The sequence below is a fragment of the Streptomyces sp. NPDC051315 genome, assembly GCF_044455165.1.
GTDB lineage: Bacteria > Actinomycetota > Actinomycetes > Streptomycetales > Streptomycetaceae > Streptomyces.
In genome coordinates, this window is sequence record NZ_JBITEN010000009.1 from 316,865 (window position 1) to 338,442 (window position 21,578).

The 21,578-nt window shown below is 71.9% G+C and carries 14 protein-coding genes; 13 read left to right on the forward strand and 1 reads right to left on the reverse strand.

The window, feature by feature from the left end; all coding sequences use genetic code 11:
• Positions 1-148 precede the first annotated feature (148 nt).
• The 13 genes from ACIBBD_RS19795 to ACIBBD_RS19855 all read left to right on the forward strand — a co-directional run bounded on the left by ACIBBD_RS19795 (position 149) and on the right by ACIBBD_RS19855 (position 19,283).
• Positions 149-1,393 carry an Ig-like domain-containing protein gene (locus ACIBBD_RS19795; RefSeq protein ID WP_399420728.1) on the forward strand — a complete coding sequence of 415 codons (1,245 nt, stop codon included), beginning with the start codon at positions 149-151 and terminating at the stop codon, positions 1,391-1,393.
• Between the two features lie 144 nt (positions 1,394-1,537).
• On the forward strand, positions 1,538-2,785 hold the full coding sequence (locus tag ACIBBD_RS19800) for an Ig-like domain-containing protein (protein WP_399420729.1): 1,248 nt from the start codon (positions 1,538-1,540) through the stop codon (positions 2,783-2,785).
• A gap of 159 nt (positions 2,786-2,944) precedes the next feature.
• Positions 2,945-3,712, forward strand: a complete 768-nt coding sequence (locus tag ACIBBD_RS19805; protein WP_399420730.1) for an enoyl-CoA hydratase/isomerase family protein — start codon at positions 2,945-2,947, stop codon at positions 3,710-3,712.
• Positions 3,713-4,035: 323 nt separating this feature from the next.
• Positions 4,036-4,539, forward strand: coding sequence for an ATP-binding protein (locus ACIBBD_RS19810; protein ID WP_399420731.1), 504 nt, complete (start codon positions 4,036-4,038; stop codon positions 4,537-4,539).
• Positions 4,540-4,681: 142 nt separating this feature from the next.
• On the forward strand, positions 4,682-4,777 hold the full coding sequence (locus ACIBBD_RS19815; protein WP_399420732.1) for a putative leader peptide: 96 nt from the start codon (positions 4,682-4,684) through the stop codon (positions 4,775-4,777).
• Positions 4,778-4,866: 89 nt separating this feature from the next.
• The gene (locus ACIBBD_RS19820) at positions 4,867-6,279 is read left to right on the forward strand and encodes a sulfatase (protein ID WP_399420733.1); all 1,413 of its coding nucleotides are present in this window, start codon (positions 4,867-4,869) and stop codon (positions 6,277-6,279) included.
• 234 nt (positions 6,280-6,513) lie between these two features.
• Positions 6,514-8,355 (forward strand): ABC transporter ATP-binding protein, encoded by a 1,842-nt coding sequence (locus ACIBBD_RS19825; RefSeq protein WP_399420734.1) that lies wholly within the window; start codon positions 6,514-6,516, stop codon positions 8,353-8,355.
• Positions 8,352-10,208 carry an ABC transporter ATP-binding protein gene (locus ACIBBD_RS19830; RefSeq protein WP_399420735.1) on the forward strand — a complete coding sequence of 619 codons (1,857 nt, stop codon included), beginning with the start codon at positions 8,352-8,354 and terminating at the stop codon, positions 10,206-10,208. The genes ACIBBD_RS19825 and ACIBBD_RS19830 overlap by 4 nt, the downstream gene beginning before the upstream one ends.
• Positions 10,209-10,645: 437 nt before the next feature.
• Positions 10,646-12,691: a M4 family metallopeptidase gene (locus tag ACIBBD_RS19835; protein ID WP_399420736.1), complete on the forward strand. Its 2,046-nt coding sequence runs from the start codon at positions 10,646-10,648 to the stop codon at positions 12,689-12,691.
• Positions 12,692-13,004: 313 nt separating this feature from the next.
• Complete coding sequence (locus tag ACIBBD_RS19840; RefSeq protein ID WP_399420737.1) at positions 13,005-14,666, forward strand: M4 family metallopeptidase; 1,662 nt, start codon at positions 13,005-13,007, stop codon at positions 14,664-14,666.
• Positions 14,667-14,739: 73 nt separating this feature from the next.
• On the forward strand, positions 14,740-15,261 hold the full coding sequence (locus ACIBBD_RS19845) for a DUF1990 family protein (RefSeq protein WP_399420738.1): 522 nt from the start codon (positions 14,740-14,742) through the stop codon (positions 15,259-15,261).
• Between the two features lie 108 nt (positions 15,262-15,369).
• Positions 15,370-15,711 carry a trypco2 family protein gene (locus tag ACIBBD_RS19850; protein ID WP_399420739.1) on the forward strand — a complete coding sequence of 114 codons (342 nt, stop codon included), beginning with the start codon at positions 15,370-15,372 and terminating at the stop codon, positions 15,709-15,711.
• Positions 15,708-19,283, forward strand: a complete 3,576-nt coding sequence (locus tag ACIBBD_RS19855; protein WP_399420740.1) for a trypsin-like peptidase domain-containing protein — start codon at positions 15,708-15,710, stop codon at positions 19,281-19,283. The genes ACIBBD_RS19850 and ACIBBD_RS19855 overlap by 4 nt, the downstream gene beginning before the upstream one ends.
• 39 nt (positions 19,284-19,322) lie before the next feature.
• Here ACIBBD_RS19855 and ACIBBD_RS19860 read toward each other — a convergent pair whose 3' ends face one another.
• Positions 19,323-21,383, reverse strand: coding sequence for a restriction endonuclease (locus tag ACIBBD_RS19860; protein ID WP_399420741.1), 2,061 nt, complete (start codon positions 21,381-21,383; stop codon positions 19,323-19,325).
• Positions 21,384-21,578: the final 195 nt, after the last annotated feature.

The window sequence follows — 21,578 nt, forward strand, 5'->3', positions numbered from 1 at the left end:
CCCGCCTCCCGCGGCTCATGGCACGACGCGGGCCAGGGTGTACGGCATCCCGGCCGCGGGCCCCGTAGCGTCGTCCTCCCCCCTGTTCTGCCCAGACCGTGCCTCGCACTCACGTTTCCCCGGAGCGGGGCCCGTCGTTGGACACCGTGTGAGGCACGAACAACGGCGCGCGCGGCGCGCGGGGGCCGTGTTGGCCACCGTAATGACATGGGCAGGACTGCTGGCCGGGGCCACCGGCTGTACCGGGGACGGCGCCGGAGGGCTCGACCGGGTGCTCGGGAAACCACCGGCGGCCGAGGACGTCATCCGCGTCACACCAGCGGACGGCAGCAAGGAGGTGCGCCCCGGGCAGGGGCTCCGGGTGCGGGTGCCCGACGGGCGTCTGGAGTCGGTGAAGGTCGTCAAGGCGCAGGACGCGCAGGAGACCGAGGTGCCGGGCCGGATCTCCGCGGACGGGCGGACCTGGCGCCCGGACGTGGACCGGCTCGCGCTCGCAGCCCGCTACACGATCGACGCGGTGGCCCGCGACGGCGACGGCCGCCGCTCGGCCCGCCACACCACGTTCACCACGCACGTCCCCGAGGAGCGCTTCATCGGGTACGTCAAGCCAGAGGACCGTTCCACCGTCGGCACCGGCATGATCGTCTCCCTGGAGTTCAACCGGGAGATCGAGAACCGTGCCGCCGTCGAGCGCGCGGTCGAGGTCACGGCCAGGCCGGCCGTCGAGATCCGGCCGCACTGGTTCGGCAACAACCGCCTCGACTTCCGTCCCCGGGACTACTGGCGGCCCGGCACCGAGGTCACCGTCGCCCTGCGTTTCCGGGACGTCGAGGGAGCGCCCGGCGTCTTCGGGCTCCAGTACAAGACGTTCTCGTTCACCATCGGCCGCCACCAGGTCTCCGTCGTCGACGCCGCCCGGCACACGATGAAGGTGCGGCGCGACGGCGACCTGATCGCCACCGTGCCCATCACCGCCGGGGCCCCCAAGACGACGACGTACAACGGGAAGATGGTGGTCACCGAAATGCACGAGCTGACCCGGATGAACGGCGCCACGGTCGGCTTCACGAAGAAGAACGGCAAGGCCGAGTACGACGTCCCGGACGTGCCGCACGCCATGCGGCTGACCGACTCGGGCACCTTCCTGCACGGCAGCTACTGGGCCTCGGCGGACGTCTTCGGGCGGCGCAACATCAGCCACGGGTGCGTGGGCCTCAGGGACGTCAGGGGCGGGAGCTCGGAGACGCCCGCCGGCTGGTTCTTCGACCGCAGTCTCATCGGGGACGTCATCGAGGTCGTCAACAGCAAGGACAAGCAAGTGGCTCCCGACAACGGGCTCGGAGGCTGGAACATGGACTGGGAGGAGTGGACGGAAGGCAGCGCGGTGAACTGACCCCTTCCACCCAAGGTCGAAGTTGGGACTGAACGGTGACATTTGGGGGTCACCAGCGCCGCTGACCTTGTGGTTAATATGCGCGCAGCGTGGGCGACACGTCTGCGTGCGGGCCGGACCGGCCCGGGGGAGGGGAGAACAGAATTGAACGTGCGACCGATATCGGGGGCGTCGGTTGGCGGACGCTCACGCGGCCGCAACAAGCGGTTGGCACTCATCGTCGGAGGGCTGCTGCTGGCCGTCACGGCCTGCGGCGGCGGAGGCTCGGACTCCGGCTCGGCGAACGGCGAGGGCAACAAGGACTCCGGCTCGGCCACCGCGCCGAGCGGGCAGTCGGAGGCGGTCGTCACCATCGCCCCCGAGAACGGCGCGAAGTCCGTCGACACCAGCGGCGCCCTCAAGGTCACGGCCGCCAAGGGCAAGCTGACCGAGGTCGTCGTCAAGGACACCGAGGGCACGGCGGTCCCCGGCACCATCTCCGCGGACGGTGCCGGCTGGACGCCCAGCACCCACCTGGCGGCCGCCACCACCTACCAGGTGCACGCGGTCGCGAAGGACTCCGAGGGCCGTACGGCCGCGGAGGACGCGAGCTTCACGACGCTGACGCCGGAGAACACCTTCGTCGGCCACTTCACGCCGGAGGACGGCTCGACGGTCGGCGTCGGCATGCCGTTCTCGATCCGCTTCACGCGCGGCATCACCCAGCCGGACGACGTCGAGAAGGCCATCCGGATCAAGACCGAGCCGGCCGTCGACGTCCAGGGCCACTGGTTCGGCAACGACCGCCTCGACTTCCGCCCCGAGCAGTACTGGAAGGCCGGCACCAAGGTGACGGTCCAGCTGAACCTCGACGGCGTCGAGGGCCGCAAGGGCGTCTACGGCAAGCAGTCCAAGACCGTCTCCTTCACCATCGGCCGCAACCAGGTGTCCGTCGTGGACGCCAAGAAGCACACGATGAAGGTCATGCAGGAGGGCAAGGTCGTCAAGACCATCCCGGTCACCACCGGCAAGCCCGGCTACGCCACCTGGAACGGCCAGATGGTCATCAGCGAGAAGTTCACGGTGACCCGCATGAACGGCGACACGGTCGGCTACGACGGCGAGTACGACATCAAGGACGTGCCGCACGCCATGCGCCTGACCAACTCCGGCACCTTCGTGCACGGCAACTACTGGGGCGGCGACGCCTTCGGCAACTACAACGCCAGCCACGGCTGCATCGGCCTGCGGGACGTGCGCGGCGGCTACGACAGCGGTGTGCCGGCCGCGTGGTTCTTCAACCACTCGATGATCGGCGACGTGGTGGTCGTGAAGAACTCCACCGACCCGACGGTCGACCCGGCCAACGGCCTCAACGGCTGGAACCTCTCGTGGGCGGAGTGGACGAAGTAGGTCCCGCCCGCCGACGGGCCCGGTGCTGTCACGGACGGCACCGGGCCCGTTGTCGTCGGCCACCGTGCCGACCCACCCGGGGGACACCCCCCGGACCCCCGGCCGGATGTGAGCCACCGCACCCGCACAGTTGCCGTTAGTCACCGTTAACCTGCTGGCATGACCGTGAATCTCGAAGTCTCCGAGGGCGTCGGCACACTGCGGCTGGACCGCCCGCCCATGAACGCGCTGGACGTCGCCACCCAGGACCGGCTGAAGGAACTGGCCGAGGAGGCGGGCCGGCGCGACGACGTCCGCGCCGTGGTGGTCTACGGCGGCGAGAAGGTGTTCGCGGCGGGCGCGGACATCAAGGAGATGCAGGCCATGGACCACACGGCGATGGTCCTGCGCGCCCGCGCCCTGCAGGACTCCTTCACGGCGGTGGCCCGCATCCCCAAGCCGGTGGTCGCGGCCGTGACGGGGTACGCGCTGGGCGGCGGCTGCGAGCTGGCGCTGTGCGCGGACTTCCGGATCGCCGCGGAGAACGCGAAGCTGGGCCAGCCCGAGATCCTGCTCGGCCTGATCCCCGGCGCGGGCGGCACCCAGCGCCTGTCCCGGCTGATCGGTCCGTCCAAGGCGAAGGACCTCATCTTCACGGGCCGGATGGTGAAGGCGGACGAGGCGCTGACGCTGGGTCTGGTGGACCGGGTGGTCCCGGCCGACGAGGTGTACGCGCAGGCGCACGCGTGGGCGGCGAAGCTGGCGCAGGGCCCGGCGATCGCGCTGCGCGCGGCGAAGGAGTCGATCGACACCGGTCTGGAAACGGACATCGACACCGGTCTCGCGGTGGAGCGGAACTGGTTCGCGGGCCTGTTCGCGACCGCCGACCGCGAGATCGGCATGCGCAGCTTCGTGGAGGAAGGGCCGGGCAAGGCGAAGTTCCTGTGAAGTCGCTCGACACCGTCCGCGGCCGGTGTCTGTGAGACTCCTCTCCCGGAATCCTTCCCGGTCCACCTGCCCTTGACGGAACGTCTCGTCCGGGTCCCTCGATGGGACGGTTTACAGGAACCTTAAGGCGGCCTTGAGCCTGCCTTGTCGAGGGAATCCGTCGATCACCTCCGGACGCGTCGTCACCGCAGGTCAGCAGGGCTTTCCCAGGTTCCGAACCGCCGTCGGCACATGCCGGCCCGATCGTGCGGAATGGACGCTTCCGGGGGGCGTATTCCCCCGGAACCACCACGGAGCAGTCCCCGGGCGGCCATGATGGGGGCATGGCGGGGCTGGAGGGTTTCGAACAGCCGCGGGGGCACGCGCGGGTGGCCGCGGCACGCTGGTCACCTGCGGTCGAGGACGAGCGGGCACTCAAGGCGCTGGAGCTGTTCGGCAACCCGACGGAGGCCGAGGTTCCCCTCCCGTCCCGGCCGGAGTCCGCCGCCACCGCCCGCCGGCTCACCCAGGTCGTCGTTCTCCGCCAGTGGCAGCTCACCCCCAAGATGACCGAGGACGCCGTCCTCCTCGTCTCGGAACTCGTCGGCAACGCCGTCCGCCACACCGGCGCCCGTGTCTTCGGCCTCCGCATGCGCCGCCGCCGCGGCTGGATCCGCGTCGAGGTCCGCGACCCCTCCCGCGGGCTGCCCTGTCTGATGCCGGTGCAGGAGATGGACGTCAGCGGCCGGGGCCTGTTCCTCGTCGACAAGCTGGCCGACCGGTGGGGGGTCGATCTGCTGCCGCGAGGGAAGACGACATGGTTCGAGATGCGGGTGGCGGACCGCTGACAGCGGTTCAGGGCGGCGCGGCGTTCGGCGAGGCGCGGGGTGCGCGCCGGAAGGCCGGGCCGGGCGGCCGGGGCCGACGGGCCTTCCGGTCCGTGGACGGTGCCTTGACGGCACGGGCGCGCGGCTGGCAGCGTGCGTGATCATGAGGGCTCCCGCTGACCACCGCCGCGCGTACGTCGCGCTCGTGGAGCGGCGTCACGTCGACCTGTGCCGGCAGTCCAGCGCCATCTGTCGCTGAGCCGTAGCCCCCTCCCGCTCCCCCCGCCCCCCTTCTCCCTTTCTCTTCGCGTGCCCTCTGGGCGGGGTACGCCGATTGCGAGGTCCCGTATGCCCGAAATATCCCGTCGTGCGTTCGGTGGACTGGTCGGCGGCGGTGCCGTGACCGCGGTCGCCGGTACGACCGGCACCGCCGAAGCCACCACCGCCGAGCGCCCGTTCCGGGCCCGCCCCGGCTCCGCCGGATCAGGACGGCGCCCCAACTTCCTGGTCATCCTGGGTGACGACCTGGGCTGGGCCGATCTGTCGTCGTACGGCGCGCCGCACATCGACACGCCGAACCTGGACCGGCTCGCCCGGCAGGGAGTGCGCTTCACCGACGCCTACTCCGGGTCGGCGACCTGCTCCCCGACCCGGTTCAGCCTGTACACCGGCCGCTATCCGGGCCGTACGCCGGGCGGACTGGCCGAGCCCATCGCCAACCGGTCGCAGGGGCTGGACCCGAACCACCCCACCCTCGCCTCGCTGCTGAAGAAGGCGGGCTACGCGACCGCGCTGATCGGGAAGTGGCACTGCGGCTGGCTGCCCGACCACAGCCCCACGAAGTCCGGCTGGGACGAGTTCTTCGGCAACTTCGGCGGAGTCCTGGAGTACTTCTCCAAGCTGGGTCAGCTCGGCACCTACGACCTCTACGAAGGTGACGCCGAGTACAAGGACCTGCGGTACTACACGACCGTGCTGACCGAGCGGGCCGTGGAGTACGTCGGCCGGGACCACGACCGGCCCTGGCTGCTCAACCTCAACTTCACCACCCCGCACTGGCCGTGGCTCGCGGAGGACGACGCCGCCACCGGCGCCGAGATCGCCGCGAAGATCCGGGCGGCGAAGAACCAGACGGAGGTCGGCAGAGCGCTCAACCACTACGACGGCGGCTCGGTCGCGAAGTACGCCCAGATGGTGGAGAGCCTGGACGCCGCCGTCGGCGAGGTCCTGGCCGCGCTGCGCCGCTCCGGACAGGAGGAGAACACGCTGGTGCTGTTCGCCAGCGACAACGGAGGCGAGCGCTACTCCTACAACTGGCCCCTCAGCGGCGCCAAGTTCGTGCTGCTGGAGGGCGGCATCCGGGTGCCCGCCATCCTGCGCTGGCCGGCCCGGATCGACGGCCACCAGGTCAGCCGCGAGCCGAACTTCTCCCCCGACTGGACGGCGACCCTGCTGGAACTGGGCGGCGCCCGTCCCGAACCGGCCTACCCGCTGGACGGCACCAGCCTCGCCGGATACCTGCTGCGCGGTGAACAGCCGCCGGAGCGGGACCTGTTCTGGCGGGTGCGGACCAACCGGGCGCTGCGGCGCGGGGACTGGAAGTACTACCGGGACGCAACCGGGACCGACCACCTGTACAACCTCGCGGACGACCAGCGTGAGCAGGCCGATCTCGCGCCGGACCGGCCGGAGCTGCTCGCCGAGCTCAGGGCCGCCTGGGAGCGGATCGCGGGCGGGCTGCTGCCGTACCCCGCCTCCTGACCGGTCCGGGACCGCGCGGTCGTACGCCGTCGCAGGCTGCCGGCGGCGCGGTCCCGGCGCGGCGGCGGTGACGTCCGAAGGGGGATCGGCCGATCGGATGATGTCGGCGTACGACCGTGCCCCGGCCCGTGCCACTCACGGGCCCGAACGCGCAGGTCGTAGGAGCAAGGGCCGCGTCCGGCCCGGCCGAAACTCGGTGGGCGATGTCGGTGGCGGTCCGTAGGCTCGCCGGTGATGTCGACGACACGTGCAACCACCGAGGACCGCTCGGCGGTACGGACGCTGCTCCGCCTGTGGCCGTATGTGCGGCCGGTGCGGGTGCGGCTGTTCACCGCCGCCTTCGTCGCGGTCGTGGCCTCCTGTACGGGGCTGGTGATCCCGCTCGTCCTGAAGTGGATGGTGGACGGGCCGGTCGCCGACCGGGACCCGGCCGGGGTCTGGCTGGGTGCGCTGTACCTGCTGTTGCTGGGCCTCGCCGAGTCGGTGCTGTTCGGGCTGCGCCGGTGGCTGGTGGCGCGGCCGCTGTCGCACGTCGAGGCGGAGATGCGGGCGGATCTGTACCGGCATCTGCAGCGGCTGCCGGTCGCCTTCCACGACCGCTGGGCCTCGGGGCAGTTGCTGTCCCGGGCCACCACCGATCTGATGCTGCTGCGCATGTTCCTCGCCTTCCCGCTGACCTTCCTGCTGGTCAACGGGGCGACCATCCTCGTCGGCGTGATCATCATGCTGCTCCAGGACTGGACGCTGGGGCTGGTGATCCTGGGGCCGGCCGTGCCCGTGATCGTCATGTGCGTGGTCTTCGAGAGCCGGTACGCGCGGGTGGCGCGGCTCGCGCAGGACCAGGTGGGGGACCTGACGACGGTCGTCGAGGAGAGCGTGCTCGGCATCCGGATCATCAAGGGGTTCGGGCGGCACCGCAGCCAGGCGCGGGCCTTCCGCGAGCTGTCGGGGACGCTGCGCGGGACCGAGCTGCGCAAGGCCCGGCTGCTGGCGACGATCTGGGCGGTCATCGTCACCCTGCCCGAGGTGGCCATCGGGGCGGCGCTGGTGCTGGGGGCCGTACAGGTGGCGGACGGGGAGCTGTCCGCGGGGACCCTGGTCGCCTTCCTGTCCACGGCTCTGGCGCTGCGGTGGCCGGTGGACTCCATCGGGTTCCTGCTGGCGATGAGTCAGGAGGCGGCGACGGCGACCGAGCGGTACTTCGAGGTGATGGACGCGGAGCCGGAGTCGACGACGATCGCCACGGCCGGTCCGTCCCGCCCGGCCGACGGCGGCCTGCGCTTCGACGGCGTCGTCTTCCGGTATCCCGACGCCGCACCCGACTCCCCGCCCACCCTCGACCACGTCGACCTCCACATCCGCCCCGGTGAGTCCATGGCGCTGGTCGGGGCCACCGGGAGCGGCAAGACCACCCTCACCGCCCTGGTCCCCCGGCTGCACGAGGTGACCTCCGGGCGGATCACGCTCGACGGGGAGGACATCACCGCGATGTCCCGCGAGGAGCTGCGGGCGAAGGTGGCCGTCGCCTTCGAGGAACCCACCCTCTTCTCCGCGAGCGTCGGGGAGAACGTGCTCATGGGGGCCGGGGACGGCGCCGGGACGGCCGAGCTGGAGCGGGCGCTGGCGGTCGCGCAGGCCGAGTTCGTGCACGCGCTGCCGCAGGGGACCGAGACCCAGGTCGGGGAGCAGGGGCTCAGTCTCTCCGGCGGGCAGCGGCAGCGGATCGCGCTCGCGCGGGCCGTCGTGGGACAGCCCCGGTTCCTCGTCCTGGACGACCCGCTGTCCGCGCTGGACGTCCACACGGAGGCCGCCGTGGAGGCGGCGCTGCGGCAGGTCCTCGCCGACACCACCGCGCTGATCGTGGCCCACCGCCCCTCCACCGTGCTGCTCGCCGACCGTGTCGCCCTGCTGTCGGACGGCCGGATCACCGCCGTGGGCACCCACCACGAGCTCCTGCGCAGCAACGCCGAGTACGCGCACCTCATGTCCGGGGAACACGTCGGGGATCACCCCATGGAACACGTCGGGGATCACGCCGCGGAACACGTCGGGGAACAGGAGGCCGACCGCCGATGACCACCTCCACCACCTCCTCCCCCGCCGCCCACGAGGAGGACCGGCCGCACGCGCAGGACACCGGCGATCCCTTCGACCGGGACGTCCTGCCCACCCCGCCGGGCGCCACGGCCGCGCTGCTGCGCTCGCTGCTCGCCCCGATGAAGGCGCGCGTCGCCCTCACCACGCTCCTGCTGCTGCTCCAGCAGGCGGCCGTGCAGGCGGGCCCGCTGCTGGTGGCCTACGCCATCGACCGCGCCGTACCGGCGTTCCGCGCCGACGACAACGGCCCGCTCGTCACCGTGGCCGTCGGGTACCTGCTGTGCGCGGTGGCCTCCGGCGGGCTGCAGTACGCCTTCCTGATCGCCTCCGCCCGGGTCAACCAGGACGCGTTGCTGGACCTGCGCGGCCGGATCTTCCGGCACGCGCAGGCGCTGAGCATCGACTTCCACGAGCGCTACACCTCGGGCCGGCTCATCTCCCGCTCCACGACGGACGTCGAGTCCCTGCGCGAACTGCTCAGCGAGGGGCTCCAGGAACTGGTCACCGTCATCCTGTCCTTCCTCTACATCTCGGCGATGCTGCTCTGGCTGGACCTGGGACTGGGCGCCGTCGCGGTGGCCTCCTTCGCGCCGCTCTGCGTCCTCGTCCGGATCTACCAGCGGCGCGCGGGAGAGGTGTTCCGGGCGCGGTCCACCGCGATCGCGGCCGTGATCGTGAAGTTCGTGGAGACGATGAACGGCATCCGTCCGGTGCGCGCCTTCCGCCGCGAGGCCGTCAACGAGGCCGACTTCCGGGTGCTGAACCGGCGGCACGAGCGGACCAACGGCGACGCGCTCCTGGAGATGGCCCGGTACGTCGTCGGCTCGCGCCTGGTCGCCAACACGGCCGTCGCGCTGCTCGTGCTGTGGGGCGCGTACCGGGTGGCGGGCGGCTCGCTGGAGCTGGGTGTGCTGGCGGCGGCGGTGCTGTACCTGCGGCGGCTGTACGACCCCATCGACCGGCTGGCCATGTTCCTGAACTCCTACCAGTCGGCGGCGGCCTCGCTGGAGAAGATCGCGGGCCTGCTGGCCCAGACGCCGTCCGTGCCGGAGCCGTCGGCGCCCAGGGAGCTGCCGGCCCGGCACAGCGGGCTCCCGGGCCGCGAGGTCGTGTTCGACGGGGTCGGGTTCGGCTACCGCACCGGCGGTGAGGTGCTGCCCCGCTTCGACCTCACCCTGCCGGCCGGACAGACGGTCGCGGTGGTCGGCTCCACGGGTGCCGGCAAGTCCACGCTGGCCAAGCTCCTCGCCCGCTTCTACGACCCCACGGCCGGCCGGGTCCTCCTCGACGGCGTCGACCTGCGCGACCTCGCGATGCCGGAACTGCGGCGCGGGGTGGTGATGGTGACGCAGGAGGCGTTCCTGTTCTCCGGCACGGTCGCCGAGAACATCGCCATCGGGCGGCCCGACGCGAGCCGGGAGGAGATCGAGCGGGCGGCGAAGGCGATCGGCGCGCACGAGTTCATCGGCGCCCTGCCCGACGGCTACGACACGGACGTCCGCAAGCGGGGTGGCCGCATCTCCGCCGGACAGCGCCAACTCGTGGCCTTCGCACGGGCGTTGCTCGCCGATCCGGCGGTGCTGATCCTCGACGAGGCGACCAGCTCCCTGGACGTCCCGGGCGAGCGGGCCGTGCAGGCGGCGATGGCGACGGTGCTGAAGGGGCGTACGGCGGTGGTGATCGCGCACCGGCTGTCGACGGTGGAGATCGCCGACCGGGTGCTCGTCATGGAACACGGGCGGATCGTCGAGGACGGCACTCCGGCCGAGCTGATCGCGGGGACGGGCCGGTTCGCGGACCTGCACCAGGCCTGGCGGGACAGCCTGGCCTGATCCCGCCGGGCGGCGGACCGGGGCGCGCCTGGACCACCGTCCGGCGCGCCCGGCTCCCCCGGACCGCCGTCCGGCGGGGAGGGGTGCCCCCGAACCGTCGTCCGGCAGGGCGGGGCGCCCTCGACGCCACCGTCCGACGCGCCCGGGCGCCCTTGGAGCCACCGTCCGGCACGCCGCCGCGCCCGCCGGGCCGTCGGCGCGCCTTTCTGGTTCGTATATCGAACATGAACTCCCGGACAACGGACCGTTTCCGGCCAACTTTCTGACGCGCCCCTGACAGATAGCGCTGTCGGCTGCCACTCTTCCCACTGCTGGTTCACAGCAACCCCACAGCTCCACCCCGTTCTGCGTACCGCCCTTTGTCGTGCCCGGACGGCTCACCCGTCGTCCGGTCTCCCCTGGCCGCGGGACCCGCGGCCGCGCAGAAGGAGTCAGCGTTGAACAGCAGTTCTTCCAGACGCACCTCCCACACCCCGCACCGCAGAGCCGCGGCCGCCGCCCTCGTCGGCGTCTCCGCGCTCATCGCCGCCGCCGTGCAGTCCGGCGCCGCGACGGCCGCCCCGGAGAAGGCACCGCGGGCGGCCGGTCAGGTGATCCCGGGCTCGGAGTCGGTCCGGCTCTCCCCCGCCCAGCGCGCCGCGCTGATACGCGAGGCCGACGCCGACAAGGCGCGGACCGCAAGGGAACTGGGCCTGGGCGCCAAGGAGGCGCTCGTCGTCCGGGACGTCGTCAAGGACGCCGACGGCACGGTCCACACCCGCTACGAGCGCACCTACGCGGGGCTGCCGGTGCTCGGCGGCGACCTGGTCGTCGAGAGCACGCCGGCCGGGGTGACGGAGTCCGTCGTCAAGGCCACCCGGGCCGCCATCGCGCCGGCCACCACCACCGCCGGACTGCCCGCCGCCGAGGCCGAGGCACAGGCGCTGGCCGCGGCGCGGGCGGAGAAGGCCAAGAGCCCGGACGTCAACCGCGAGCCCCGCAAGGTGATCTGGGCCGCGAACGGCACGCCGACGGTGGCGTACGAGACGGTCGTGGGCGGGTTCCAGCACGACGGGACCCCGCAGGAACTGCACGTCATCACGGATGCCACGACGGGCGCGAAGCTGTACGAGTGGGAGGCGGTCGAGACCGGCACCGGCAACACGGTGTACAGCGGTCAGGTCCCGCTCACCACCACGCAGTCCGGGTCGACGTACAACCTCACCGACGGCGCGCGCGGCGGCCACAAGACCTACAACCTCAACCGCGGCACCTCCGGCACCGGCACCCTCTTCTCCGGCGCCGACGACGTCTGGGGCAACGGCAGCCCGTCGAACCTGGAGTCGGCCGCCGCCGACGCCCACTACGGCGCCGCGCTGACCTGGGACTACTACAAGAACGTGCACGGGCGCTCCGGCATCCGCGGCGACGGCGTCGGCGCGTACTCGCGCGTGCACTACGGCAACAACTACGTCAACGCGTTCTGGTCGGACAGCTGCTTCTGCATGACGTACGGCGACGGCTCCGGCAACGCCAACCCGCTGACCTCGATCGACGTGGCCGCCCACGAGATGACCCACGGGCTCACCTCCAACACGGCCGGCCTCAACTACAGCGGCGAGTCCGGCGGCCTGAACGAGGCGACCTCCGACATCTTCGGCTCGACCGTCGAGTTCTACGCCAACAACTCCTCCGACGTCGGTGACTACCTCATCGGCGAGGAGATCAACATCAACGGGGACGGCACCCCGCTGCGCTACATGGACAAGCCGAGCAAGGACGGCTCGTCGAAGGACAGCTGGTACTCGGGCATCGGCTCGATCGACGTGCACTACTCGTCCGGGCCGGCGAACCACTTCTTCTACCTCCTCTCCGAGGGCAGCGGCACCAAGACCATCAACGGTGTCACCTACAACTCGCCCACCGCGGACGGCCTCCCGGTCACCGGCATCGGCCGCGACAAGGCGGAGAAGATCTGGTTCCGCGCGCTGACCACGAAGTTCACCTCGACCACCAACTACGCGGGCGCCCGCACCGGCACCCTCGCGGCGGCCGGTGAGCTGTACGGCACCACCTCCCCCGAGTACGCGGCGGTGGCCCACGCCTGGGCGGGCGTCGCGGTCGGCTCGCGTCCGGGTGACGGCGGCGGTGGCGGCACGTCCTTCGAGAACACCGCCGACGTGGCGATTCCGGACAGGGGCGCGGCGGTCACGTCGTCGATCACCGTCTCCGGGCGGACCGGCAACGCGCCGTCGAACCTCGCGGTGGCGGTCGACATCGTCCACACCTACATCGGCGACCTCCAGGTGCAGCTGGTGGCCCCCGACGGCACGGCGTACACGCTGAAGGCGTACGGCACCGGCGGGAGCACGGACAACCTCAACACCACCTACACCGTGAACGCCTCCTCCGAGGTCGCCAACGGCGTCTGGCAGCTGCGGGTCCAGGACAACGCGGCCGTCGACACCGGCTACATCAACAGCTGGAAGCTGACCTTCCCGTAGGCCGCGGCCAGGCGGCCTCCCAGGAGGCCGACCCCCCACATGCAGGGCGCCGCTCCGGTGGTTCGACTCCCCGGGGCGGCGTCCTCCTTTTGCCAGGCGCTTACCTTGCGCCTGTTGGCCCTTTACCGAGGTCAACTCCCTTTACGTTGCCGCAATGTTCACCGCCCGGTTGATTTTGAGCCAACATCACCGGGGGGTCCTGACATGTACGCGACGTTGATGTCACTCTTCCTGTCACCCGCCGCACAACTTCACAGCAGTACCGGTCGGCCTCCCCACGCCGTCCGGGCTCCCCCACACCCAAGGAGCTTGTGTGACCCCCCTCTACGCGCGTCACCAGCGCACCACTCTGGCCGTCGCCACCGCCGTCGCGGCCGGAGCCCTGCTCACCACCGGACTGACCTCCGGTTCCGCCGCCGCGCAGACCCCGGCGGACGCCACCGCGGCCAAGCCCCTCGCCGTCCCGACCGCGCTCGCCCCGGCCGCCCGCACCGCCCTGATCCAGGACCAGCAGGCCGACGCCGCCGCGACCGCGCAGGAGATAGGCCTGGGCGCCCAGGAGAAGCTGGTCGTCCGCGACGTCGTCAAGGACGCCGACGGCACGCTCCACACCCGCTACGAGCGCACCTACGCGGGCCTGCCCGTCCTCGGCGGCGACCTGGTCGTCCACGAGTCGGCGACGGGCGCCCGGCAGGGCGTCACCAAGGCGACGAACGCCACGATCAAGGTCGCGTCGCTGAGCCCGGCCGTGGCCGCGGCGAAGGCCGAGAGCCAGGCGCTGTCGCTGGCGAAGGCCGCGGGCTCGGAGGACACCGAGGCCTCGCAGGCGCCCCGCAAGGTGATCTGGGCGGGCAACGGCAGCAAGCCGACCCTGGCCTACGAGACGGTCGTCGGCGGCCTCCAGGAGGACGGCACCCCGAACGAGCTGCACGTCATCACCGACGCGGCCACCGGCAAGAAGCTGTACGAGTACCAGGGCATCGAGACCGGCGCCGGCAAGAGCCTGTACTCGGGCACGGTGACGCTCGGCACGTACCTCTCGGGCTCGACGTACCAGCTGTACGACACCTCGCGCGGCGGCCACAAGACGTACAACCTGGCCCGCGGCACCTCCGGCACCGGCACCCTGTTCACCGACGCCGACGACACCTGGGGCACCGGCGTGGCCTCCAGCTCGTCGACGGACCAGACGGCGGCGGTGGACGCGGCCTACGGCGCCCAGACGACCTGGGACTTCTACAAGAACACCTTCGGCCGCAACGGCATCAAGAACAACGGCGTCGCCGCGTACTCCCGCGTCCACTACGGCAACGCGTACGTCAACGCCTTCTGGTCGGACAGCTGCTTCTGCATGACGTACGGCGACGGCTCCGGCAACGTCAAGCCGCTGACCTCGCTGGACGTGGCCGGCCACGAGATGACCCACGGCGTCACCTCGAACACGGCCGGACTCAACTACTCCGGCGAGTCGGGCGGCCTGAACGAGGCCACCTCCGACATCTTCGGCACGGCGGTCGAGTTCTACGCGGCGAACTCCTCCGACACCGGTGACTACCTCATCGGCGAGAAGATCGACATCCGCGGCAACGGCACCCCGCTGCGCTACATGGACCAGCCGAGCAAGGACGGCTCCTCGGCCAACTACTGGTCGTCGACGCTGAAGAACCTGGACGTGCACTACTCGTCCGGCCCGGCGAACCACTTCTTCTACCTGCTGAGCGAGGGCAGCGGCAGCAAGACCATCAACGGGGTGACCTACAACTCCCCCACCTACAACGGCTCCACGGTCACCGGCATCGGCCGCGCCAAGGCGGTCCAGATCTGGTACAAGGCGCTCACCAGCTACATGACGTCGACCACGAACTACGCGGGCGCCCGTACGGCGACCCTGAGCGCGGCGTCGGCCCTGTACGGCTCGACCAGCACCGAGTACAAGGCGGTGGCGGCGGCCTGGTCGGCGGTCAACGTCAGCTAACGCCCCTGCCGACGGAGGACGGGCGGCACCCGGGACGAAGGCATCCCCGGGTGCCGCCCTACGCTTGGGCACCATGTCTTCGGAGGACTTCACCTACGCCGACGTCGGCGCGACCCGCGACCGGCCCGGCTTCTGCCCGCCCGGCTTCCGTCCCCTGCACGTGCGTGCGCGCCTGGGCGAGGGCGAACCGCTGTTCCGCCGCGCCGCGGAGGCGGTCATGACCTGGGAGATGCACCGCGCGATGGGGGTCGGCGTCGACGCGAGCGCCGAACGGGCGGCCCCCGAGGCGCAGGTCACCATCACCCTGGCCGGCCTCATCAGGGCCCCCTGCCGGGTGGTCTGGACGGTGGAGGAACCGAGACGGGCGGGCTGGGCGTACGGCACGCTTCCCGGCCACCCCGAGTGCGGCGAGGAGTCCTTCGTCGTGGACCGCACCGGCGACGGCACGGTCTGGCTGACGGTGTCGGCGTTCAGCCGGGCGGCGAAGTGGTACGCGAGGGCGGGCGGCCCGGCGACGCGGGGACTGCAGCAGGCGTACGCGCGCCGGTGCGGGGTGGTACTGCGCGGGTTGTGCGGGGGCGCCGCCGAGGACTGACTCCTTCCGGTACGGTCCCCGCCGAACCGTTGGCCCGCGCGCCCGCCCCTCTGGCAGTCTGACCCTCCACGACCATGGCGTGCCGCCGCACGCCGTACGGGGGGACGCATGCCCGAGGAACTGGAACTCGCCGCCGCCGTGCAACTCGTCCGCGACGAACTGCTGCGCGCCTCCGCGGCCGCCGCACAGAGCGACCTGCGCTTCGAAGTGGGCCCCATCGGGATGGAGTTCACCGTGGAACTGCGCCGGGACGTGACCGTGCGGACCGGCTTCAAGGCCTGGGTCGTCTCCGCCGACGCCGACGGGAAGGCCGGCCGAACCCGCACCCACAAGGTCTCCCTGACCCTCACCCCGAAACACGCCGACGGCACGTCGGTGCAGATCTCCCGGGACGCCGGAGAGACCGCTCCCGACGGCACCTCCCTGTTCGTGCCGCCCGACCCGGCATGAACAGAAGCCGGCTGGTCGCGGTACGGACGACGGTCGAGGGCGCACCGCCGCGCCTCGGTTCGGGCTGTGTCATCGCGCCCGGGCTCGTGCTGACGGCCGGTCACGCGTTGCGGCCGCCGGGAACGGACCTGTCGGCCGACGGGACCCGTGTCCAGGCGCAACTGCTCACGACCGCCCGGCCCGTCCCCGCCGACGTCGTCTGGGACGGACGGCCGACCGGGCTGGACGCGGCCGTGCTCCGCGTCACGACGGACCACTGGCCCAGCCGCATCGCCGATTCCCCCGTCCGGTTCGGCCGGTTCGTCACCCTGCGGGCGGGCCAGGACGCCCACGCGCTGGGCTTCGCCCGGGTGCAGGGCGCGCGCCGGCCGGACGGCATGGAGACGGCTCAGGTCTCGGGCACCGTCAGCCCGGGTGACGGCATGCTCGGCGGGCACTGGGAACTCTCCGTCGACCGGGCACCGGCGGCGCTCGGCACGTCTCCGTGGAGCGGGATGTCGGGAGCGGCCGTGTGGAGCGGACAGCTGCTGTGCGGTGTCGTCTCCGTCGATCTGGCGCACTGGAACCACGGCAAACTCGAGGCCGTGCCGGCTCACCGGCTGCTGCGCGACCCTGGCCTGCGGTCCCTGTTGCGCCGCGAGCTCGGGCAGGTCCCCGTGGCCGAGGCCGTGGAGTTGGAAGCGCTGTGCGAGCCGGCCGTCCCCAGCCGTACCCCGCGGCTGCCGTCGGAGCTGCTGCGCCCGCAGGCCGAGGCCGTCCCCTTCACCGGCCGGGAACGGGAGCTGCGCGAGTTCCAGGAGTGGTGCGCCCACGGCGGGGGCCTCGCCACCCGGCTCATCACCGGCCTCGGCGGGCAGGGCAAGTCACGGTTCGCGCGGGAGCTGTCGGTGCGGATGGCGACGCACGGCTGGGTGACCGCGCAGCTGCGCGAGTCCGAGACCGAACGGGCCGACCTGCTCAGCGGCCTGCAGTCGCTGACCGCGGTCGACCACCGGATGCTGCTCGTCATGGACTACGCCGAGACCAGCCCCGAGCTGGTCGGCAACGTACTGGAGACCCTCAAGGCGCGGGGCGGCCACCATCCGGTGCGGATCGTGCTCATCGCCCGCAGCGCGGGCGAGTGGTGGGAGCAGTTGCCGGGTGCCACCCGGCACAGCGCCGGAGTGCTCAGCGGCGCCCGCACCGTGGAACTGCACGATGTCGCCACCACCCCCGCCACCCGCAACCGTATGTACCGCAAGGCGGTGCGGGCGCTGGCCCGCGCGCTGCCGACGCTGGGGGAGGCGGCGGAGTACGACGGCGTCGACTGGAGCGCCGTCGCCCTGGAGGTCCTCGACCGGCCGCCGGCCCATGGTGCGAACGGCTCCGCCCTGAACCTGCAGATGCGGGCCCTGCTGGACCTGCTGACGGCGGCCGACGCGCGGGCCGGGGCCGACCGGACGCCGCCGCGTGACCGGCGCGGCGCCCGCACCGGCCGCGAGCCCGACGTCCAGGCGGAGCTGCTCGGCCACGAACGCCGGTACTGGAAGCGCACCGCCGCCTCGCTGCGCCCGCTGGACGGTCTCGCCCAGGACGTCCTGGCCGACGCGGTGGCGGTGGCCACCCTGACCCGGGCCGCCGATCCCGACCGCGCGGCCGAGCTGCTGTCCCTGCTGCCCGGCCTCGGGCAGGACCGGGCCACCGCGGCCGTGGAGTGGCTGCACGAGCTGTACCCGCCCGCCGAGGGGTCGTACTGGGGTGCGCTGGAGCCCGACCTGCTCGGCGAGTACCACGTGGCGCTGCGCGCCCGGGACAACGACCGGCTGCTGGGCGGGCTGCTGCCGAGACTGCGGGCGCGGGAGGCCGAGCGGGCGCTGACCGTGCTGGCCCGGGCCGCGGCCCAGCCCACCTGCCCCTGTCCCGACCTCGCCAGGCGGGTGGAGCGGCTGATCGTCTCCCATCCGACCGCGCTCGCCGTGCCCGCCGCGGTGGTCGCCGGGCGGTCCGAGAACCCCGGTTTCCTGCTGGACGCCCTGCGCCGGCTGGCCGAGCGCCGTGATCTGCCGGTCGACCTGCTGGAGACGCTGCACTCGGCGGTCCCCGACCGCAGCCGGCTCCTCGGCGAACAGGCCCTGGGCATCGCCCAGCGGCTGGCCCGCACGCACCGCCGCCGGACCCGGCTCGCGGGCGGCACCCTGGCGCCGGCGGCCGTGCGCGCCGACCTGGCGCGCGCCGAGCACAACCTCGCCGTCCGGCTGAGTTCCGTACGCCGCTGGAGCGAGGTCGTGGAGTCGAGCGGCCGGGCGGTACGGCTCTACCGCGGGCTGGCCCGCAGCGATCCGGCCGCCCACCTCCCGCTGCTGGCCGACTCGCTGGGCGTGCGCTGGGCCGCGCTGTCCGAACTGGGCCGCTACCAGGAGGCGCTGGCCGACTGCGCCGAGGCGGTGCGGGTCAACCGGCGGCTGGTCGCGGACGAGCCGGGGCCGCGGACACCGGCCGGGACCGTACCGCACCGGGCCCGGCTCGGGCAGGCGCTCAACCACCTGTCCGTGGTCCTGGCCGAGCGGGGCATGGCGTACGAGGCGCTCACCGCGAGCGAGGAAGCCGTCGGCATCCTGGAGGACCTGGTGCACGACCGCCCCACCCGGCACCATCTGGCCCTGCTGGCCGGCGCGCTGCACAACCGCGCGAACCGCCTGTCCCCGGGGCCCCCGGCCGTCCACGCGGTCACCCGGGCGGTGCTGATCCGGCGCAGACTCGCCCAGGTCCATCCGGACGCCCATCTGCCGAACCTGGTGGAGTCCCTGCACAACCAGGCACTCGAACTGGGCGAGGTCGACCAGGTCCAGGAGGCCTGCCTGGTCATCGACGAGTGCCTGCGCGTGACGCTCCAGCTGATGGAGGACCAGCCCACCATCTACCGTCCGACCCTGGCCCGTGTGCTGCGCACCCGCGCCACGCTGCTCGGCCGGACGGGACGCCATGCCCAAGCCCTGCGGGTCGCCGTCACGGCGGCGCTCCTCTACCGCCGGCTGACGGCCGAGCGGCCGGAGTTCGCGCGGGTGACGGAGGTGCTGCTGCGCGAGATCGCCGACCACGCGGTGAGTGCCGGGGCGGGCGCGGAGGCATGGAGGGAGCTCAGCGTCGAGGCGGACACGCTGGCCGCCGCGCGCCGTCACCGCGAGGAGCGCGAGCGCCTGCGCCTCACCCGCTGGCCCCGCCTCCTGGCCCGGCTGGAGCAGGCGGCCGGGACCAGGATCAAGATGCGGCTGCCCCGCCTCCGGAAGCAGGACGGGACACCCGACGCCGCGCGACCCCGCTTCGGGCTCCGGCTGGTGGTCCCCGAGGTCGCCGCGGTACCGGTTCCGGACGTGCGCGAGCTCGACCAGCGGGCCTTCCGCAAGGTCCTCATGAACGACGACGTCATCCGGACCAGCCTCGTCCCTCCCGATCTGGAGAAGCTCCTGGCGGACTCGGGACAGAGCGCGCTGGCGGAACTGGCCGGGCTACTGCGCTTCACCCCACAGGCGGACCACCCCCACCAGGACGACGAGAACGCCCCGGCCGACCACCGGCGGGAACCCCACCCGTGAACCCTCTCGGCTTTCCGGCTGGCCTTCCCCCCGCTGGACCTACTCCACCTCGATGCCGAAATCCTGGACGAGTTCCTCCAGACCTCCCGTGTAGCCCTTGCCGCCCAGGACGAAGTCCCAGTCCCCGTTCGCCCGCCTGCGGAAGGAGCCGAGCACCAGGGCCGTTTCGCGCGTCCGGCCATCGGAGACTTCGAGTCGTCCCAGCTCGGTCAGCCCCGGGTCGAGCAGGCGGACGCTGGCGTCCGTGAATCCGGAGAGGTCACTGTCCGGATTGACCTCCGGGTCGATGGCGGCCACGAGCACGAAACGGTCGGCCTCATCCGGCAACCCGTCGAAGGAGACACAGATCGCCGCCTTGTCGGGCGCGGTGGCGGGAACAGCGCGCACGGAACCGTCGGGGGTCTGCGGGTTGTTGAAGAAGACGAAGTGATCGTCACTGAGAACACGGTTGCCACGGCAGACGAGAGCACACACGTCCAGGGCCACGCTTCCGGTCCACGACATGCCCAGGACGTTGTAGTCGTCGGGCAGCCGCGTGTCCGGCCCCGAGGACGCCGGCTGTGCTGCGGCGGGCCTGGCACCCTCGCCGAGCCGTCCACGCAGTCCATGCCGGTGCAGCAGGTCGACGAGTGCACTGCCCGAGATGAGTTCGAGCGGTTTGCCGTTGGCGAAGGTGTGAGAGCCAGGGCCGAACCCTGACGTCGTCACGAGGACACCCTTGTTGGCGCCCGCGTCCTGCACTGTCCCGTACAGGTCGCGCACAGCGGTGGGCGGCACCGTGTTCCGGTAGCGCTTCACCTGCACGACGATCTTGCCGCCTCGGATCGGCGTCGGATCCAGTGCGTCGACGTCCACGCCGCCGTCGTTCGAGCGCTGGGTCGTCACCGCCTGCATGCCCATGGCCCGGAAGAGATCGGCGACGAGGTTCTCGAAGGCGATCGGGTCCATGCCGTACAGGTCCGGTTCCTCATCGCCGCCATGGGCGACTACGCGGTTTCCGACTTCCCGCGGCCGCCGGCCCGGCCGTACGGGTGTGAGTTGGTCGGGTCGGGCCGAAAGCTGTCCTCGCAGTGCGTCGGCCAGACAACTGCCGGCGTCCACCTGGGCCAGGTGCAGGTCGCGGAACGAAGAGCGCGACGCCATGACGGTCGCGAGGAAGATGTGGCCGGGCCGACCCGTCGTGGGGTCGTGTCCGTCCACGAACCCGTTCAGAGCCACCGACTCGAGCGCACCCAGTTCGTCCGCGGCGAAGAGCTCGTGCAGAACAAGCAGCATGCACTGCGCGAGAACCTCCCGGTACAGCGCACGACGCTGGCCCACCGGGCGGGGCGTCTCCTTGTCCTGGTCGGTCGCGGACATGTACCGGACGGACTTGACCTCGGGGACGATGCTGTAGCCGGGCAGTTCCCAGTCCAGCACCAACTGCCGGGCGGCGACGTCATAGGCTGCCGCGACCTGCCGGGGAAACCCCTCGGGCCACGCCGTTGAGGCGTAGAGAGCGGCGGAGAAGTACTCCACCATCGCATCGGGATCGCGGCGCCGTACTCCTTCGGCCACCGCGACGACGCCGGCGTTGTGCGCACGCACCTCAGCCAGCTGAGCGTCTGCCCACGCCTGATACTGCCGCTGGTACGACGCCAGCTGTTGCTGCCTGTGCGCCTCCGCCGCCTGGGCGGCGTGCCAGTCCCGCTCGAAGCGCGCGCGGGCTTCGGCCTGGGCCTGGGCCCGGCGACTGGCAGTCCAGCCGCTCTGCGCTTGGTACTGGTTGAAGTCCGGCATGGGCACGGGCTGCGCCAACGGTCCCGGCGCGAAGGGCTCGATGTCCTCGGGTCGCATGAGCGAGGAAGACCGGAAGGCCGGGGCCCGGCAACCTGAGGCCAGAAGACCTTGCAGCGACGCGACCTGCGCGTCCAGCTCCTCCGTGCGACGCAGCGCCTCGGCCTGCCTGTACTCGCGACGGCTCTGGGCGGCTCTCCGCTGGTAGGCCCGCGCTTGCTGAGCCTCTAGTCTCCGCCGTCTGGCTTCGGCTTCCATCTGGCGCTGTTGCTGCCGCTGCACCTCGGCCCACACGCCAACAAAACCAGTAGAGCGTCGACTCATGTGCTGCAGGCCCTCCCCAGGACGTTGGCAGCCGAAAAGCAACTGGTTGTCCCCGCAACCAGTTGTAGCGGAACGACTCTACCGAGCAATCACCGTCCCGCACATCCACTCGTCGAAGGCAAGCCGGCGAGGTCATTACCGCAGGTCAAGTGACCGGCCGGTAGCCAGGGCCGGGCCGGTGGTGACCGCCCCGGT